This window comes from Brevibacterium senegalense (assembly GCF_000285835.1).
Classification (GTDB): Bacteria; Actinomycetota; Actinomycetes; order Actinomycetales; family Brevibacteriaceae; genus Brevibacterium; species Brevibacterium senegalense.
Map to the genome: position 1 here is coordinate 453,577 of NZ_HE978601.1, position 17,379 is coordinate 470,955.

The following is a 17,379-nucleotide window of genomic DNA, read 5'->3' on the forward strand; positions in this document are numbered from 1 at the left end:
GTGCTCATGCTTCTCCCGCCCAGGACGCAGACTAGACTGAACTCCATCACGTCTTTCCACCGCAGAAGGAGCACGCGCGCATGGGTCGCATCGTCGTCGAAGTCATGCCCAAGCCAGAGATCCTTGACCCCCAGGGCAAGGCGATCGGCACGAGTCTGGAGCGGATGGGACTGACCGGATTCTCCGCTGTCCGCCAGGGCAAGCTCTTCCATCTCTCAGTGGACGGCGACGTCACGGAGGAGGCACTGGCGACCGCACGCGAGGCGGCGACCTCTCTTCTGTCGAACCCCGTCATCGAGGACGTCGTGTCCGTTCGCGCGGCGGACGACCAGGTCGACGACCGATGAGCGCACGCGTGGCGATGGATACCGCGACACCTTTGGTGGGCGGCACGGGCGAGACCGGCACGATTCCCGGCGCCCAGGAACTCACGATCGGCGTCGTCCAGTTCCCCGGTTCGCTTGATGAGCGTGACGCGATGCGCGCTGTCACCCTGTCCGGCGCGCAGGCGGTCGCGCTGTGGCACGGCAGCGAGTCGCTGTTCGGTGTGGACGCGGTGATCCTGCCCGGCGGTTTCTCCTATGGCGACTACCTGCGCTGCGGCGCGATCGCCCGCTTCGCCCCGCTCATGACTGCGGTCGTCGATGCGGCCAAGGGCGGCATGCCGGTGCTGGGCATCTGCAACGGCTTCCAGGTTCTGTGCGAATCGCACCTGCTGCCCGGTGCGCTCATCCGCAATGACCACCAGAAGTTCGTGTGCCGTGACCAGGACCTGGTCATCGAGAACGCGGAGACGGCGTGGACGCGCGACTTCGCTGCGGGACAGACGATCACCATCCCGTTGAAGAACGGCGAGGGCGGCTTCGTTGCGGATACCCCGACCCTGGATCGACTCGAGGGAGAGGGCCGAGTCATTGCGCGCTACCACGAGCTCAATCCCAACGGTTCGCAGCGAGACATCGCCGGTATCACGAACGAGGCGGGCAACGTCGTGGGGCTCATGCCGCACCCGGAGCATGCTGTCGAGGCCGGGTTCGGCACGGATTCCGCTCTGGGCATGCGTGCGGGTGTCGACGGGCAGCCGTTCTTCACCTCCGTGCTCACCAGCCTGCTCCAGAAGTGATCCGGACGCTCCACTAGTGTGGGGCGCATGAACGATTCCCTCCAGGCGCTGGTCGACCGTTCCGCCATTCTGTCCGCAGAGGTCCAGCAGAAGTTCGGCGTGCTCATCGCGGGCAGCGACTTCGACATCGACTTCTCTGCGGCTCCGCGCCTGCGGTTCACGGGTGATGATCCGGTCGACTTCCGGCCGCACATGATCGGGTCCTCCGTCGACCGGCGGGCCGATCGGACCTGGCATTGGGGATGGGACAACCTCAACGGATTCCCGACACCGGTCATCGCGCTGTCCCAGCAGATCCGAGAGTACGGAGCCGCGCGCGACATCACCGAGCTCACGCAGCCCGAGCTGCCGGTGGAGTCCGCAGAGACGCCGACCGCTTACACACTGGCGGCGAAGGCGATCACCGGAGCATGGGCGCACTATCCGGTGCCAGCGGGCGGCGGTACGACCGTCTGGGTGCTGGTGGACGACTCCAGGCTGGACCCGGGAGAGCCCCAACTCAAGCCGGTCGTCAAGGCCCTGGCGTCCGCGATCACCACCACGGACGTGTCGGACCATCGCACAGCGTTGTCCGCGTACGCGGAACTGCGCGGCCTGCGGACCGCACCGTTGCCAGACGGCGGTGTCCGTCTGCTGTGCGCGGACGGGTCCGCGGACGTGACCTTCGACGATGCCGGCAGGGTCTCCTCGTGCCAAGCACATCAGCCGCTCGAAGGTGAGGCCGCCGAGCAGTACGAAGCTGCCGGTCACGTCGCCGGAACCGCGGCCTTCGGAAAACTCGCCGTCGACGAAGGCGAGGAGCCACTGGTCGCCTCGAGCCCGTCGAAGCGGGTCGAAGAAATGACGGTCGAGGCTCCCGCCACTCCGGCGGAGACGACGCAGGTCCCCGATGACGATGGCGCTGACGCGGTTGAGGCCGACGAAACCCCCGCGCAAGACCCGGCGTCTCCGGCCACTCAGCAGTCGCCCGCCGAGCAGACCGCTCCCTCCGACAGCCCCAGCCCTGTTGAGGCAGTGCCGCAGTCAGAGCAGGTGGACGAGCAACCAGAGAAGAAGGGCTTCTTCAAGCGCCTCTTCGGTCGCTGAGGCACGGAGCCCGCGTCAAGCCGGCACTGTGCAGACGCCGCAGGTCACGGCACGGCCGTGGGCCGTGCACGCCTCACAGCGCAGATACTGGGTACGGCAGTCCTGGTTCGAGCAGTTGACGAAGAGCGGTGTCCGCTCACCGCACCCCACGCACGAACCCAACGACTGGGCCTCCGGACTGAACTCCATGTGCATCCGGTTGTCGAAGACATAGAGCGATCCGTCCCACAGACCGGTGTCGCCATACGCCTCTCCGTAGCGGACGATCCCTCCGTCGAGCTGGTACACCTCATCGAATCCGCGGTTCTTCATGAGGACGCTCAGCACTTCGCACCGAATGCCGCCCGTGCAGTAGGTGACCACCGGCTTCCCCTTGAGATGGTCGTAGCGCCCGGATTCGATCTCGTCGAGGAACTCTCGTGTCGTCCGGACGTCCGGTACCACCGCGTCGCGGAACCGACCGATCTGCGCCTCCATTGAGTTCCGACCGTCGAAGAAGACGACATCGTCGCCGCGCTCCTCGACGAGTTCGTGAAGGGCCGCGGGGCTCAGATGAGTGCCACCGCCCCGGACTCCGTCCGCGGTCACGACGATGTCGTCCGGCGCTTGGAAGGTGACGAGTTCATCACGCACTTTGACGCTCAGCCGAGGGAAGTCGTCACCGGTTCCGTCCGACCACTTGATGTCGGCGTCGCGGAACGGTGCGTATGACTTCGTCACCTTCGCGTACTGCTTGAGATCCCAGACGTCCCCTCCCAGCGTTGCGTTGATGCCCTGACGCGACACGATCACGCGGCCTGTCAGTGAGTTCTTCTCTGCGAGTGCCAGTTGCCACAGACGGACGGCCTCAGGGTCCGCGAGCGGCGTGAAGACGTAGAAGAGGAGGATCTTGGGGGTGGCCATGGCCGCGATGGTAGCGGAACTCCTGCACCGTCGATGACGGGGCGCATTCCGGCGCATCGGTGCGGCTACGATGGGGTGGATACCGACCTGGGACTCTGCCGAAGGGGCGTTCTACTGCGATGACCACTACAGCTTCCACTGGCGCATCGTCGGACAAGACTGTGAAGGAGACCGTCGAGTTCGCCGCACAGTCTCCTGACGTCGAGCAGCCGTACGCGGAACTGGGTCTCAAGAAGGATGAGTACCAGCAGATCAAGGAGGTGTTGGGACGCCGCCCCACCTCCGCGGAACTGGCCATGTACTCCGTCATGTGGTCGGAGCACTGCTCGTACAAGTCGTCCAAGGTGCATCTGCGGAAGTTCGGCGAGAACGTGACTGACGAGATGAAGGAGAACCTCCTCGTCGGCATCGGTGAGAACGCGGGCGTCGTCGACATCGGCGACGGGTGGGCCGTGACGTTCAAGGTGGAGAGCCACAACAGCCCCAGCTACGTCGAGCCTTACCAGGGCGCCGCCACCGGCGTGGGAGGGATCGTCCGCGACATCATCTCGATGGGCGCACGGCCCGTCGCAGTCATGGACCAGTTGCGCTTCGGGGCGATCGATCACCCGGACACCGCCCGGGTCCTCCCCGGCGTCGTTGGCGGAATCAGCGGTTACGGCAACAGCCTGGGGCTCCCCAACATCGGCGGTGAGACCGTCTTCGACTCCAGCTACCAGGGCAACCCCCTTGTCAACGCATTGGCCGTGGGAGTCATGCGCCACGAGCACATCCGCCTGGCCAACGCATCCGGCACCGGCAACAAGGTCGTGCTCTTCGGCGCACGCACCGGTGGCGACGGGATCGGCGGAGCCTCGATTCTCGCATCCGAGTCCTTCGACGATTCGAAGCCGTCGAAGCGACCGGCCGTCCAGGTGGGCGATCCCTTCGCGGAGAAGGTCCTCATCGAATGCTGCCTGGAGCTGTTCCGCGCCGGCACCGTGGAGGGCATCCAGGACCTGGGCGCTGCGGGCATCAGTTGTGCGACGTCCGAGCTGGCGTCGAACGGCGATGGCGGGATGCATGTGAACCTCGAGGAGGTTCTGCTGCGCGACCCCACGCTCACGCCTGAGGAGATCCTCATGTCGGAGTCGCAGGAGCGGATGATGGCAGTCGTCCGCCCGGACAAGCTGGACGAGTTCCTCGCCATCACGGACAAGTGGGAGGTCGAGGCGAGCGTTCTGGGTGAGGTCACCGACACCGGGCGTCTCGTCATCGAGTGGCAGGGCGACATCATCGTCGACGTTCCGCCACGTTCCGTCGCACATGATGGACCGGTGTACGACCGCCCTATGTCCCGGCCCAGCTGGACGGAAGCGACTCGCGCCAACACGGTGGATGCGGCCGGCCTTGCGAAGCCGGCGACCGACGACGAACTCCGTCAGACGGTCCTCGACCTCGCCGCGTCTCCCAACCTGTGTGCGAAGGACTGGATCACCTCTCAGTTCGACCGTTACGTCCAGGGCAACACGGCACTCGCGTTCCCTGACGATGCAGGCGTGATCCGTGTCGATGAGGAGACCGGACGGGGGATCGCACTGGCCACCGACGCGAACGGACGGTTCAGCTATCTCGATCCGGCTCTGGGAGCCCAGCTCGCACTTGCGGAAGCCCACCGCAACATCGTGACCGCAGGTGCACGCCCGTTGGCCGTGACCGACTGCCTGAATTTCGGGTCGCCGGAGGACCCGGAGATCATGTGGCAGTTCGCGCAGACCGTCGAAGGGCTCTCCTCCGCGTGCGTCGATTTCGGGATTCCGGTCACTGGCGGGAACGTGTCGATGTACAACCAGACGGGCACCACCGCGATCCACCCCACGCCTGTCGTAGGAGTACTGGGAGTTTTCGACGACGTGCTGCGTGCGACGCCCAGCGGCTGGCGCTCCCCGGGGCAAACGATCTACCTGCTGGGCACGACGCAGGACGAGCTGGACGGCTCCGCCTGGGCGGATGTGGTCCACGGCCACCTGGGCGGTGTCCCGCCGCAGTACCGGCCTGAGGACGAGAAGCTGCTGGGCGAGATCCTCATCAACGCGTCCCGCGACGGCATGATCGACGCGGCCCACGACCTGTCGGAGGGCGGGCTGGCGCAGGCCCTTGTGGAATCCGCGCTCCGGTGGGGCACGGGCGCACGGATCTGGGTCACGGAACTGCTGGAGCGCGACGGGATCGACCTCTTCACCGCGCTGTACTCCGAGTCGACCGCTCGCGCCATTGTCGCTGTGCCGCGCAGCGAAGAAGTGCGATTCTCCGACATGTGCACTGCTCGCGGTATCCCGTTCGTACGCATCGGTATGACCGATGTGGGCGACGACGAGCACCCGAACGCACTGGAGTTCGTCGATCACTTCTCGATCGGTCTGGAGGAACTGGCGGCCGCCCACCAGGGCACATTGCCGCGCCAGTTCGGTTGATACGAGGACGGCAGGAGCAGGATGGCCGACGACCGCGCGTATAAGTCATCGGCGCACCACGGCGCGCGCTTGCGCGACCGTCTGAAGGCGGGTGCGCAGGACGTCGGCGACCTCAACCTCTTCGACTTCCTATCTGGGTTCGCGCTCATCGTCGTCGCCGGGCTCATCCCCGCTGCGGGTGGGGTTCCCACGCAAGAACTCCTGATCGCAGGGCTGGTCACCATCGCGTTCTTCCGCGCACCAGTTCACGAACTGCGGGTCACCCGGGTTGTGATCCCCGTCTTCTGCGCTGGCTTCATCTATATCGCCGTCGTGTCCGCGGCCGCAGTCCCGTCCCCCGACGCCGCGGACTGGAGGCTCCGGCTGATCCGCATCGTCGCTACCGTCGCCTATGCGCTCTGCCTGGCCTCCGGAAGGATCAGCCTCAAAGCGACTGTCTACGGTTTCGCCGCGGCGTTGCTCGTGAACGTCCCTGCGAACTATGTCCTCGGTGTCGCGTATTCCGCAGTCTACGGGGACTACCTGACGGGTCTCATCAGCGATAAGAACGTAGCAGGGCTCGCGTACTGCGTCCTGGGCATTCTTGTCTTCGCCTTTCAGAAGTCGTATGTCTCCAGATCGATGACGGTGGTCATTACATTGGGGTGCCTGTGGCTCACGGGTTCTCGGACATCGATGGCAGCTTTCGCGTTCGCGATTCTCTGGGTGCTTCTGTCGCCAAAACTCCCCAACATTGTCAAATGGGTTCTGGCAATCGGGATGTTCTGGGTCATCGACTTCATAGAGAACAATTACGCCCAGGTCGGGGCTTTCGAGGATCGCGCCGGTTCTGACCTCCTGCGCGGGCGCATCGATGCAGCGTCCCAGATCAAAGTCGACGAAAGCCCGTGGTATGGCACCGGCCTAGGTGAGGCCTATGTGTTCTTGGATGACCGGACGTGGTTCTTCCACAACTCGTTCTGGAGTGCGCAGGTCGAGGGCGGATATGTGTGGCTGGCCTTTGCGGTATTGACCACACTCGTCGTCATGGGCCGTCCGTTCAAATCACTGATGAGCCACGAACTCCTCGCATCTCAGGCTCTTGCGGTCGCACTGCTGCTATGCGCGTCGCGGCTGGGCGAAGTGTTCTTCACACTCTGGTGGGGGCTGGCCCTTGCTTACGCGATGTACGCAGAAACCACCGATCCAGAGCTGGTCGCGTTGCGCGACGAACAAGGACCGGATTTGAAACCGCTTCGCACCACGCGACCCCGTTGAGCATCGCTGCGTCAGTCGATGAGGTCGTGCCTCACAATCGACTGCTCGCGGTCAGGTCCCACTCCGATCACGGAGATGCGGCATCCCGACAGGCGCTCCAATGCCTCCACGTATGCCTGAGCGTTTGGCGGGAGCTCATCGAACGTCCTTGCACCGGAGATGTCTTCCTGCCATCCGGGGAAATGTTCCAGGATGGGCTTCGCGTGGTGGAAACCGGTCTGCGTCATGGGCATCTCGTCATGGCGCACACCATCCACGTCGTACGCGACGCACACGGGAATCGTCTCGAGCTCTGACAACACGTCGAGTTTGGTGAGGACATAGTCCGTGAAGCCGTTCACCCGCGCCGCGTAGCGGGCAACGACCGCGTCGTACCATCCGCAGCGGCGAGGCCGTCCGGTGTTGACACCGAACTCCCCACCCTTCTTCTGCAAGTGCTCGCCCATCTCGTCGAACAGCTCGGTGGGGAACGGCCCCGCACCCACACGCGTGGTGTAGGCCTTCACGATGCCCACGACCCGATCGATCCGCGTGGGGCCGATCCCCGCGCCCACGCAGGCACCACCGGCAGTCGGGTTGGACGAGGTGACGAATGGATAGGTGCCGTGGTCAACGTCCAGCATCGTCGCCTGACCGCCCTCCATGACGACCAGCTCATCGCGGTCCAGAGCGTCGTTCACGAGTTTCGACGTGTCTGACACGTAGGGTTCAAGCCGCGCCGCGAACGACAGGAAGTACTCCACGATCTCGTCTGTGAGGACCGCACGGCGGTTGTAGACCTTGACGAGCAGTTCATTCTTCTGGCGGAGTGCACCGTCCACCTTCTGCCGCAGGATCGACTCGTCGAACAGATCCTGCACTCGGATCCCCAGGCGCCCGGCCTTGTCCGAGTACGCGGGGCCGATTCCGCGGCCGGTCGTGCCGATAGCCCTCTTACCCAGGAAGCGCTCCGTCACCTTGTCGAGTACTTGATGGTAGGGGGCAACGAGGTGCGCGCCAGCCGAGACGCGAAGCCTGGAGGTGTCGGCGCCACGTGATTCGAGCATGTCGATCTCCTCGAAGAGCGCTTCGAGGTTCACGACGACTCCATTGCCGATCACAGGGGTCACGTTGGGCGACAGGATTCCGGCTGGAAGGAGCTTCAGCTCGTACTTCTCCCCGGCGACCACGACGGTATGGCCTGCGTTGTTCCCTCCGTTGGGCTTCACGACGTAATCGACGCGGGTCCCCAGGATGTCCGTCGTCTTCCCCTTGCCTTCATCGCCCCATTGGGCTCCCACGACGACCAGAGCTGGCACTGCGATCACCTCATGCGATAGACGGACTCTGCGAAGACAGCCTACCGCTCCCCCCGGCCCAGTCCCCCGCACCACAGCTTTCACGACTCGCGCAGTGCGATGGTCCGATCACGGTACGATGAAGGTCGCCTTTCCTCCCTGAAAAACTCTCGTGACGAGGACTACTCGATGACAGTCTCAGACTTCCTGCGCATGACGATCCGGCATGCGGTTCTCATCGCCGCGTGCGCCGTCGTGGGCGCTGTGATCGCTTTCGGCGTCGCACTGACGCGCCCGCAGGTGTTCGAGGCCTCCGCTCTGGGCTATGTGGTGACTGCCAGCACCGGCGGTGACGCTCAGGGGATCAGCAATCTGAACACCGCCACTCTGTCGGTCGCCCAGACCTACGTCCCCCTCTTCGGCACCCAGTCAGTCGCTGAGGGCGTCGCAGAGCGCACGGAGACCGAGGACAGCGCCGGAGCCATCGCCGGTTCTCTCGAGGCGACCGTCGACCCGAACATGCCGATCATCACCGTCGTCGCGCGTGCGGAGACGGCGGAGAAGGCACAACAGAGGGCCAATGCCGCAATCGAGGCAGTCGCGGAAGAGGCCAACAAGATGCAGAACGGCGGCGAGGTCCGCGAGAACCCGCCGGTCACGCTGGAGCCCTACCAGAATGCAGGACTGCCCGGCTCCCCCGTCTCTCCGAACTACTCCGCATTCGTGCTGGCCGGGGGAGGCATCGGCCTCCTTCTGGGCTACAGCTTCGCGTACTACCGGTTCCGGATCGACACGCGCATCCGCACGACACGCGACCTCGAGGCAATCACCGAGCATCCGAATCTGGCGGTCCTGCCCTCCGCTCCCGCAGTGAAACGTGAAGAGGGCCTCATCGACGAGCCGGACGATTTCGCAGCCCGCGAGGCGCTGCGGAAGCTGCGGACGAACCTGCGCTACGTGAACGTGGACAGTCCCCCACAGGCCATCGTCATCACCTCATCGTTCCAGGGTGAGGGCAAGTCGACGATCGCGGGCAACCTGGCACGCGTCGTTGCGGAATCAGGCCAACGAGTGGTCCTGGTCGACGCGGACCTCCGGCGGCCGACCGTGCACCACTCCTTCCAGGTCGACGGAACAGTGGGGCTGACGCAGGTCATCGCGGGCGCTGTCGACCTGTCCCAGGTCATCACGGCCACACCCGTCGAGGGATTGTTCGTCATCCCAGCGGGCCAGCTCCCGCCCAACCCCTCCGAACTGCTGGGGTCGCGGAAGATGAAGGAGATCATCGAGCGCCTCAGCGCAGAGGCGCTCGTCATCATCGATGCTCCGCCACTGCTTCCTGTGACCGACGCTGTCCTGTTGAGTGTGCACACCGACGGAGCGATCGTCGTCGTCCACGCGGGTGAGACGACGCAGGAGCACCTCACTCGGGCGTTCGGAAACCTCGACAAGGTGGGCTCTCCGATCCTGGGCACGGTGCTCAACCAGTCGTCGACCAAGGCCATCGGCCGTTTGGTTTACGGAGACGCGGAGTACGGGTACGGCTACGGCAAGTATCAGAAGAGCTACTACTACTACGGCGACAAGAAGCTGCGGAAGAAGGCATCGAAGACCGGCAGCGTCGAGGAGATCACCCAGCCCGCCGTCAGACCGGTACCGTCGTATCGCTCGTCCGGGATCCCGTCGACCTCTGACACTCCCCACAGCGAGCCCCCGACCGGCGCCGTGCCCGTGATTCCGTCAGCTGACGCCACAGCATCGAACGGTACGGCACCGTCATCACGGCGTGAGGCTCGCGCCCAGCAGCGTCGGAAGACGTGACCGCTATGCACGGATCCTTGTCCGAGGTCTCCGTCGTCATCCCCTTCTACGGAGACCCGCTGGCGACGATGCCGGTCATCGATTTCCTTCTGGACGACGGACTTCCCGCGTCGCAGATCATCGTCACCGACGACGAATCACCTCGCCCCTTTCCCACGGATTACCGTGGAGTGACCGTCACACGGCGGACCCGCAACGGCGGATTCGGCGCAGCGGTCAACGCGGGCGCTGCGTTGGTGTCGACCCCGCTCATGCTCATCCTCAACTCCGACGTGCAGCTGCCCCACGGTTTCATCCGTGATTTCGTCGATCTGTCCGCCCCGTGGATGCCCGCGATAACGGGACCGCGCATGGTCGATGAGGACGGAAACGAGTCGTTCTCCGCACGCCGGTTCCAACAGCCCCGCCACCACATCGCGGAATGGCTCAGCCCTCTGGTGCGCCTGCGCCATCTGCCTGCCCTCCACCGCGCGGTCGGCCACGACCTGTCCGCCGTGGGTGAGGAGGACACCCCGGTGGATTGGTTGGTGGGTGCGTGTCTGCTGGTGCCCACCGACTGGTTCCACGCGGTCGGAGGATTCGACGAGTCGTACCACATGAACAGCGAGGAAGTGGATCTGCAGATGCGGTTCTCACTGCTGGGCTTGCCGCGCGTCCGCATCGGGAGGATCACTCTCGTCCACGAGGGCGGCGGTTCGACCGACTCGACGCTCCGAACCCTGTGGGTGACACGGTCACGGTTCGTCTACGCCCGAAAGTGGACGAACCCCACGGTCCTCCGCCTTGGTCTCACCGCGGCCTCAGCAGCGAATGCTGTCGTGAATGCAGCTCGGCGCCTGCGCAATCCTGCAGTCACACCGTTCACGACGCTCCGTGAGGAGCTGTCTCTCATTTCCCAGGCCTCCCAGTGACGCGAGGGGTCGGAGAACCGCTCTTCACGCACGATCTGAAGCGGTGGCAAGCGTGGCAGGATCGACAGCGGAGACTCAGCCGGTGGGCGAACCGTGCACGTCACGCTGCGTCGGCCGAGCATTCTGTCACGCCCCTCATGATCACGGGTCCTCCGGATGCCGAGGTGATCGTCGCCTTCGACACCACGAACCCGCCCATGGTGCGCACCTTCGCCGCAGTAATCCGAACTCTGCGTGCACAGGGAACGACCGTTGCGGTCGTCGACGCCGGCGATGCTCGCCTGCGCGGAGAGATCGCCGCACCGACAGAGGCGCTTGACCCACAGCTGCTTCACGCAGCGGTCTACCTCTCCATCGGTCATTTCGCCCGCGTCGGTCAGTCAGCTTGGCGCGCCAGCCGACGCAGCGGCGGCCGCTTCACGATCCTGCAGCACGGGCTCCTCACCCCCTTCACTCCGCCTCTCGCTGTCGGCTCACACTTGCTGGCGTGGAGCGACGCGGACGCCGTCTACTGGTCCGCAGCGCGTGCGGATATCTCGACCGCCACCGTGGGCGCGCCACCATTGGTGTGGGCGAGGGAGGACGCGTCCACGAAGACGGGAGGATCGTCGCTGGACCGTCCGCTCTTCCTCGGCCAGATGCACGGTGCAGAACTGCCGTGGCGCACCAAGGTCGGGACGGCGGTGTACTTCTGCAGGCGCACCGGCGCCGAATACCGTCCGCACCCATCCGAACAGTCTGCGCTGGCACGCGCCGCCCACAGACTTCTCCGTACCGCAGGTGTGACATTCGAATCCGGAGGTCCCGCGCTCTCCGCTGAGCGACGCCCGGTCGTCAGCATGTTCTCCACCGGTCTCCTCGAAGCCGCCGCAGCAGGTCTGCACACGTACGGCTTTGCGGTCCGACCGCCCCAGTGGCTCGAAGCCTTCTGGGAGCGATATCAGATCGGACGGTGGCCCGACAGACCGACGCAGCTCGACCCCTCGTTGATACCGGGTACGTCGGCCGAGGTCGTCTCCTCCATCGTTCGTGAGGTGACACCATGAGCGTGCGACCGCTCGCTCTCTGGTGCCTCCCCGTCAGCGATGTGGGCGGGGTGCTGCGCCACGCCATCGACGTGGCGCAGACAGGCATGGATCGACATCGGCTGGTGTTCGTCGTGCCTCCCGGACCTGCCGTGACTCTGCTGCGCGGTGCAGGTGCTCCGGTGATCAGCGCACCCGTGGGCGTGGACGACGGCCCCGTCAAGGCCACACGTGCCCTCTCACGTATCACGCGCTCCCTGCGTCCCGCAGTCGTCCACTCGCACCTCGCGTTCGCGGACGTCGTCCTCGCTGCTGCGGCACTCCCGCGAGGCACCCACCGGGTCACAACCGAGCATGGGATCGCGGCACAGCACGACCTTTATCATTCTGGCGCCGTACGCCAAGCGCTGACGCCGCGGCTTCACGCTGCCCGCCTGACGCGGTTCAACGCCGCGATCGCCGTGTCCCACGCGACCGCACACGAGATGCGTCGCCAATGGCGAGCGCACCTCCCGATCCATGTCCTCCACAATGGCGTGGACGCGGCACCACGAACGCCGTCGATCGGGCGCCGCATTCTCGTGCTGTCACGACTGGCACCGGAGAAGCGCATCGACCTGTTGCTCCACGCCTTCGCCCGGCTTCGGTCCGACGACGCACGATGGACTGTGACGATCGGAGGCGGAGGTGAACTCCGCCAGGATCTGCACTTGCTCGCGAAAGAGCTGGGTGTTGACGAGGCGGTCAGCTTCCCCGGTTTCATCGACGCGCGATCGGCACTGCGCGATCACGACGTACTGGTGCAGCTCTCCGACTGGGAGAACTGCTCCTACTCCCTCCTCGACGCAGTCGCTGCTGGCTTGGGCGTCGTCGCCAGCAATGTGGGTGGTAACAGTGAGTTCCTGCCGCCGCAGGCGCTGACATCGGGTGCCGAGGCCGAGGTCGCATTCCGAATCGAGGAGCAGGCGTTGTCGACGGAAAGCCGTCCGAACCTGCCTCCCGGCTGGCCCAGCATCGCGCACATGATCGACCAGATCGAAACAGTCTACGAGGAGCTGCGGTCATGAGAGTTCTGCTGCTCTCGAATCAGGGGCTCATGGGCGGTGGCGAAGTCATGCTTCTCCACGTCGCGAGGTCACTCCAGGAATTGGGTCATGAACCTGTCGTCGTTGCACCGTCGCACCAGCCAGAACTTCTGTCGTCGGCACACCGCGCTGGGCACCTTGTCGCCGGGATCCGTTCGCGCGGCCGCGCCGATTATTTGCTAGCGCTGCGGCGCTGGGCGCGACGGCAGTCTCCCACTCTGCTGTGGGCGAACGGTTTCCTGCCTGCGACCGCCACCAGCGGTCTATCGAACCGCGTCGTCCATCTTCACCAAGTACCGGCTCGTCACCTGCAGCCCCTCGTCCCCGCAGCACTGCACCGCGCGACTGCTGTGATCGCGCCCTCCCAGTGGGTCGCCGATCGCGTGCCCGGCGCCGAAGTCCTCGCCAACTGGACTCAAGACCTCAGTACGCACACTGAGGGACCGGTTCCACGCCCTATCGAGACCCCCATCCGCGTGGGTTTCCTGGGCCGGATGACGCTCGACAAAGGGATCCACGACCTCGTCGCTGCGGCGAACGCCGCTCAGTCGGCCGCGCCACAGATCGATCTGCAGCTTCACATCGGCGGCGAGACACGTTTCGGAGATCGCAATGAGGAACGGACAGTATCGGCGGTCTTCGCCGCTTCACACGTCCCCATCGTCCAAGACGGCTGGGTGAGCCCGGCCGACTTTCTCTCCACGATCGATCTCCTCGTAGTACCGTCGAACTGGGGCGAGGCATTCGGACTGGTCGCCGCGGAGGCGCTGTCCGCCCGCGTGCCCGTCATCGTGAGCGACGACGGCGCATTGCCCGAGGTCGTGGGCGCTGATCACTCCTACATCGTCCGTGCCGGCGATGTCGACGACTTGGCTCGCGCTCTCGTCCGCTTCACCGACGAGCGGAAGCAAGGCGCGATCGTCGACCACATCGATGCGTCACGGCGCCGGTGGGAAGAACTTTTCAGCCCACAAGCGGGACGCACCCGACTCGAGGCGCTCCTCTCCCGGATCGAGGGGGCTGTATGACCCGGCCTCGCATCGCGATCGCACACGACTACCTCACCCAACGTGGAGGGGCGGAGAGAGTCGTCCTCTCCCTGTCACGGGCGTTTCCCGATGCCCAGATCCACACGCTCCTGTACGACCCGGCGGGAACGTACCCGGAGTTCGCCTCGCTCCCCATCCGCACGTCGCCGCTCAATCGAATCGCAGCCCTGCAGAAAGACCATCGTCGAGCGCTGCCCGTTCTCCGTCCTTTCGCCGACCGCATGTCGATCGACGCCGACCTCACGATCGTCAGCTCATCCGGATGGGCACACGGGTTCCCCACCACCGGCCGGAAGCTGATCTACTGCCACTCCCCCGCCCGCTGGCTCTACCTCGCCGACGAGTACTTGGGCAGGCCCACACTCGCATCTCCGTCCGGACTGGCGCTCCAGCTGCTCCAACCGTCTCTCGTCCGCTGGGACCAACAGGCCGCGCGTCAAGCGGATCGTTATCTCTCGAACTCAACTCTCATCTCCCGCCGGATCCAACGGGTGTATGGCTTCTCCGCAGATCCCCTGTTCCCGCCGGGGGGAGTCGATGCGACGGGAGAACAGCACCCCATCGAGCAACCAGCCGACTGGCTGGGGGCGGGCCTCCGTTTCCACCTCCTCGTCTCTCGGCTCCTCCCGTACAAGAACGTCGATCAGGCCATCCGGGCGTTCGAGCTGCTGCCGGATGAACGTCTGCTCGTGATCGGTCGCGGCCCGGAGCGGGACGCACTGCACGCTCTCGCCTCGGATCGTGTCGCTTTCGCCGAAGACGTGTCGGATGCCCAGATGCGCTGGGCCTACGCTCACGCGACCGCACTCATCGCGCCCAGTTTCGAGGACTTCGGACTGACGCCAGTAGAAGCCAATGCGTACGGCACCCCCGTCCTCGCCCTCCGCGCGGGCGGGTACCTGGACACGGTCGCAGACTCAGTCTCCGGACTCCTCTTCGACCGCAGCACGCCTCATCAGATCGCGGCGACTGTCCGCAGCTCCGCCGATGTCGAGTGGAACGCGCAGCAGATCATCCAGCATGCGGAGTCATTCTCCGAAGAACGATTCATCCATGAGATCCGCTCACACGCGGAGGAGCTTCTGTCATGACCGTGAATCGAGCTGGCATGACGGAGGAAGAGGAAGGCCGACCATGACGAAGAACCTCTTGCTGGTCTCGCCTGCGTTCCAGGACTACTGGAAGGCCATGTCCGCCGCATTCGAGGCGCAGGGATGGACGGTTCACACCCACGTGTACGACCAGCCCGGTCCGTTCTTCGCACGAACAGCCAATGCAGTCTCTCATTCGCTCCCCCACCCCGGCGTCACACATCGGATCGCTGAGTACCTCACCGACCTCGCCATCAGCCGGCTCCAGCAGGTGAGACCGGACGCGGTCGTCGTCATCCGTGGAGATCAGCTGTCGGCCCGCTGGTGGGATGCAGTCCATGAGCACCGCGTGCCGCTCCTCACCTGGGCATACGATGAGATCCGTCGAATGCGAGACGATTTCGTCGAGAATGCGCGGATCGGGACGATCGCAACCTATTCCGCGCCCGATGCTGACCGGTTGCAGGCTGACGGAGTGGATGCGTTCTACCTGCCCAACGCGTTCGACCAGCATTCGCACGTCGAGCATCGCAGAGTACGAGCCACCACATTCATCGGAGCCCGGTATGCGAACCGCGAACAAGCACTTCTCGCGCTTCATGCCGCAGGCGTTCCGGTCGTCGCATACGGCAAGACGTGGTCATCACGGCTGACGGACAGGATCAGGACCCGCCGGTTCCGGACCATGCCGTTCGTCACCCATCCGGATATCTCGCGCGCGCAGGCCTATGGCGTGATGTCCGGGTCCGACGCAACGCTGAATTCTCACTGGAACCAAGAGGGGTTCACGATGCGCACGTTCGAGGCATGCGGTGTGGGCGGGGTGCAACTCATCGACCGCGCAGACGTCGAGGAGTTCTACGAACCCGGCACGGAAGTCCTCACGTACTCCGGAACCGACCACCTCGTCGACCTGTGCACGCGGATTGCTCGCGGCGCACTCCGCACGGATCCCATCCGCGTGGCCGCGCAGAAGAGGACTCTGGCAGAGCACACGTTCGACCACCGCATTCGGGTGCTGTTGGATCACCTGTGAGGCAGAGTCCCCGACCGCGCATGCGTGCAGCCACCGTCCGCAGGGCAGTGGGGGCTGCAATCCTCCTGGGTGGTGCGGTTGTCGCCGCAGTCCTCGTTCTCTTCCCGTCGGGCTGGGCCATCAACCGCCTCAACGTCAGCATCTGGTGGTGGTTGAGGTCTCATTCGCTCATACCCGATGCGACGACGCCGGAGCAGATGGATGCGATCTGGAACATCGTCCTCTTCGTCCCGCTGGGCCTGGGCCTCACGTTGCTGCACCCGCGCTGGTGGTGGGCCGCAGTGCTCGTCGTCGTCAGCGTCCTCATCGAAGGAGCTCAGTTCCTCTTCCTCGACCAGAGGACGCCGGAGGGACTCGACATCGCGTTGAATGCAGCGGGCGGGGCGATCGGAACTGGGGTGGGCGTCCTCGTTGCGCGCTTGTGTGAGAAACGGACGACCCCCTCGATAGACTCCTCACATGGCTAGAGTCCTCTTCGTCTGCACAGGAAACATCTGCCGCTCGGCCTACGCAGAGAGGCGGGCGCAGCACCTGGTCAGTGATGTCGAGTTCGTCAGTGCCGGAACGCATGCCATGCGCGGGTGGGGAGTCGACGACCAGATGGCCGTCGAGCTGGACCGCCGAGGCGGGAGCTCCGAGGGGTTCTCGGCCCAGCAATTGACCGCGCCGCTGGCACGGAGCGCCGACCTCATCCTCTGCGCCACGGGCGAGCATCGCGGATTCATCGCCGAGGAGTGGCCCGATCTGCTGAACCGAACCTTCGTCATGAAGCCCTATGCACGTGACCTGGTTGCGTCCCCCGCCGCCGCTGCGTGGTCACCTCTCCCCAGCACTCTGTTCCGCCCCGCGCTCACACGTCAGGACGACATCGCAGACCCCTACCGTTTGGGTCACTCCGAAGCAGCACGTGCTGCGGACGAGATCGACAACGTCCTGTCCCGGATCGCAGGCGAACGATGACACTGGCACCGGCCGGATGGCAACGAACGGACGCCGCGACCGAGGTCGTGGAGGACACACTCTGGATCGCCCCGTTGCCGCATGGTCCCGTCATCAGGCTGGAGGGCATGGCGGTCATCCTGCTCGAGCAGTTCCGCGAGCCCACCCCGATCGCAGAGGCTGTCGACGCCTGCATGTCGCTGGTCGACGACGCACCAGACGATGCTCCCGATCAACTCCGATCAGCGGTGGACGGTTTCATCGATGCGGGCCTCCTGTCTCCTGTCCACACGACCCCTCCACGAACCCTCTCCCTCTGAAGG

At 65.1% G+C, this 17,379-nt stretch carries 17 protein-coding genes; 15 read left to right on the top strand and 2 right to left on the bottom strand.

The window, feature by feature from the left end; translation table 11 throughout:
- The first annotated feature begins 80 nt into the window (after positions 1 to 80).
- Genes purS through HGBR_RS16500 form a run of 3 tightly spaced genes read left to right on the top strand, consistent with a single transcriptional unit; the run spans position 81 to position 2,209 of the window.
- Positions 81 to 347 (top strand): phosphoribosylformylglycinamidine synthase subunit PurS, encoded by a 267-nt coding sequence (gene purS / locus HGBR_RS05200; RefSeq protein ID WP_019158268.1) that lies wholly within the window; start codon positions 81 to 83, stop codon positions 345 to 347.
- A gap of 14 nt (positions 348 to 361) precedes the next feature.
- Entirely contained in the window at positions 362 to 1,123 is a 762-nt protein-coding gene (gene purQ / locus HGBR_RS05205; protein WP_245533273.1) for a phosphoribosylformylglycinamidine synthase subunit PurQ, read from the top strand.
- A 27-nt stretch (positions 1,124 to 1,150) separates the two neighbouring features.
- A complete protein-coding gene (locus tag HGBR_RS16500) occupies positions 1,151 to 2,209 on the top strand; it encodes a DUF6882 domain-containing protein (RefSeq protein WP_019158270.1) in 1,059 nt (352 codons plus the stop codon).
- A gap of 15 nt (positions 2,210 to 2,224) precedes the next feature.
- Here HGBR_RS16500 and trhO read toward each other — a convergent pair whose 3' ends face one another.
- A complete protein-coding gene (gene trhO / locus HGBR_RS05215) occupies positions 2,225 to 3,112 on the bottom strand; it encodes an oxygen-dependent tRNA uridine(34) hydroxylase TrhO (RefSeq protein WP_019158271.1) in 888 nt (295 codons plus the stop codon).
- A 119-nt stretch (positions 3,113 to 3,231) separates the two neighbouring features.
- Between trhO and purL the strand changes: the two genes are divergently transcribed.
- Both purL and HGBR_RS16505 read left to right on the top strand, forming a co-directional pair.
- Positions 3,232 to 5,565: a phosphoribosylformylglycinamidine synthase subunit PurL gene (purL, locus tag HGBR_RS05220; RefSeq protein WP_026077359.1), complete on the top strand. Its 2,334-nt coding sequence runs from the start codon at positions 3,232 to 3,234 to the stop codon at positions 5,563 to 5,565.
- A gap of 21 nt (positions 5,566 to 5,586) precedes the next feature.
- Complete coding sequence (locus HGBR_RS16505) at positions 5,587 to 6,822, top strand: hypothetical protein (protein WP_019158273.1); 1,236 nt, start codon at positions 5,587 to 5,589, stop codon at positions 6,820 to 6,822.
- Positions 6,823 to 6,833: 11 nt separating this feature from the next.
- Here the strand turns inward: HGBR_RS16505 and HGBR_RS05230 are convergent, their stop codons facing one another.
- The gene (locus HGBR_RS05230; protein WP_026077360.1) at positions 6,834 to 8,120 is read right to left on the bottom strand and encodes an adenylosuccinate synthase; all 1,287 of its coding nucleotides are present in this window, start codon (positions 8,118 to 8,120) and stop codon (positions 6,834 to 6,836) included.
- Between the two features lie 168 nt (positions 8,121 to 8,288).
- Here HGBR_RS05230 and HGBR_RS16510 point away from each other — a divergent pair, with 168 nt between their 5' ends.
- The 10 genes from HGBR_RS16510 (at position 8,289) to HGBR_RS05280 (ending at position 17,376) form a co-directional block, all read left to right on the top strand.
- On the top strand, positions 8,289 to 9,920 hold the full coding sequence (locus HGBR_RS16510; protein ID WP_019158275.1) for a tyrosine-protein kinase domain-containing protein: 1,632 nt from the start codon (positions 8,289 to 8,291) through the stop codon (positions 9,918 to 9,920).
- Between the two features lie 17 nt (positions 9,921 to 9,937).
- Entirely contained in the window at positions 9,938 to 10,831 is an 894-nt protein-coding gene (locus HGBR_RS05240; protein WP_218915937.1) for a glycosyltransferase family 2 protein, read from the top strand.
- Positions 10,832 to 10,995: 164 nt separating this feature from the next.
- The gene (locus HGBR_RS16515) at positions 10,996 to 11,877 is read left to right on the top strand and encodes a hypothetical protein (protein ID WP_147522252.1); all 882 of its coding nucleotides are present in this window, start codon (positions 10,996 to 10,998) and stop codon (positions 11,875 to 11,877) included.
- Positions 11,874 to 12,923: a glycosyltransferase family 4 protein gene (locus HGBR_RS16520; RefSeq protein WP_019158278.1), complete on the top strand. Its 1,050-nt coding sequence runs from the start codon at positions 11,874 to 11,876 to the stop codon at positions 12,921 to 12,923. The genes HGBR_RS16515 and HGBR_RS16520 overlap by 4 nt, the downstream gene beginning before the upstream one ends.
- Positions 12,920 to 13,969, top strand: coding sequence for a glycosyltransferase family 4 protein (locus tag HGBR_RS19345; protein WP_026077361.1), 1,050 nt, complete (start codon positions 12,920 to 12,922; stop codon positions 13,967 to 13,969). The genes HGBR_RS16520 and HGBR_RS19345 overlap by 4 nt, the downstream gene beginning before the upstream one ends.
- Complete coding sequence (locus tag HGBR_RS05260) at positions 13,966 to 15,081, top strand: glycosyltransferase (protein WP_019158281.1); 1,116 nt, start codon at positions 13,966 to 13,968, stop codon at positions 15,079 to 15,081. The genes HGBR_RS19345 and HGBR_RS05260 overlap by 4 nt, the downstream gene beginning before the upstream one ends.
- A 349-nt stretch (positions 15,082 to 15,430) precedes the next feature.
- Positions 15,431 to 16,117, top strand: a complete 687-nt coding sequence (locus tag HGBR_RS20515; RefSeq protein ID WP_218915938.1) for a glycosyltransferase family protein — start codon at positions 15,431 to 15,433, stop codon at positions 16,115 to 16,117.
- Between the two features lie 20 nt (positions 16,118 to 16,137).
- Positions 16,138 to 16,584, top strand: a complete 447-nt coding sequence (locus HGBR_RS16525; protein ID WP_019158283.1) for a VanZ family protein — start codon at positions 16,138 to 16,140, stop codon at positions 16,582 to 16,584.
- Positions 16,577 to 17,077, top strand: coding sequence for an arsenate reductase/protein-tyrosine-phosphatase family protein (locus tag HGBR_RS18700; RefSeq protein ID WP_083882728.1), 501 nt, complete (start codon positions 16,577 to 16,579; stop codon positions 17,075 to 17,077). Before HGBR_RS16525 ends, HGBR_RS18700 begins: the two co-directional genes overlap by 8 nt.
- On the top strand, positions 17,074 to 17,376 hold the full coding sequence (locus HGBR_RS05280; protein ID WP_019158285.1) for a hypothetical protein: 303 nt from the start codon (positions 17,074 to 17,076) through the stop codon (positions 17,374 to 17,376). Before HGBR_RS18700 ends, HGBR_RS05280 begins: the two co-directional genes overlap by 4 nt.
- The last annotated feature ends 3 nt before the right edge of the window (positions 17,377 to 17,379 follow it).

What these genes read in the sequence shown, in the direction of transcription:
- HGBR_RS16510 (WP_019158275.1), top strand. Translation starts at nt 8,289, where the DNA reads ATGACAGTCTCAGACTTCCTGCGCATGACGATCCGGCATGCGGTTCTC.
- HGBR_RS05280 (WP_019158285.1), top strand. Translation starts at nt 17,074, where the DNA reads ATGACACTGGCACCGGCCGGATGGCAACGAACGGACGCCGCGACCGAG.
- purQ (WP_245533273.1), top strand. Translation starts at nt 362, where the DNA reads ATGGATACCGCGACACCTTTGGTGGGCGGCACGGGCGAGACCGGCACG.
- HGBR_RS05260 (WP_019158281.1), top strand. Translation starts at nt 13,966, where the DNA reads ATGACCCGGCCTCGCATCGCGATCGCACACGACTACCTCACCCAACGT.
- HGBR_RS16505 (WP_019158273.1), top strand. Translation starts at nt 5,587, where the DNA reads ATGGCCGACGACCGCGCGTATAAGTCATCGGCGCACCACGGCGCGCGC.
- HGBR_RS16500 (WP_019158270.1), top strand. Translation starts at nt 1,151, where the DNA reads ATGAACGATTCCCTCCAGGCGCTGGTCGACCGTTCCGCCATTCTGTCC.
- HGBR_RS18700 (WP_083882728.1), top strand. Translation starts at nt 16,577, where the DNA reads ATGGCTAGAGTCCTCTTCGTCTGCACAGGAAACATCTGCCGCTCGGCC.
- purL (WP_026077359.1), top strand. Translation starts at nt 3,232, where the DNA reads ATGACCACTACAGCTTCCACTGGCGCATCGTCGGACAAGACTGTGAAG.
- HGBR_RS19345 (WP_026077361.1), top strand. Translation starts at nt 12,920, where the DNA reads ATGAGAGTTCTGCTGCTCTCGAATCAGGGGCTCATGGGCGGTGGCGAA.
- trhO (WP_019158271.1), bottom strand. Translation starts at nt 3,112, where the DNA reads ATGGCCACCCCCAAGATCCTCCTCTTCTACGTCTTCACGCCGCTCGCG.
- HGBR_RS16525 (WP_019158283.1), top strand. Translation starts at nt 16,138, where the DNA reads ATGCGTGCAGCCACCGTCCGCAGGGCAGTGGGGGCTGCAATCCTCCTG.
- purS (WP_019158268.1), top strand. Translation starts at nt 81, where the DNA reads ATGGGTCGCATCGTCGTCGAAGTCATGCCCAAGCCAGAGATCCTTGAC.
- HGBR_RS16520 (WP_019158278.1), top strand. Translation starts at nt 11,874, where the DNA reads ATGAGCGTGCGACCGCTCGCTCTCTGGTGCCTCCCCGTCAGCGATGTG.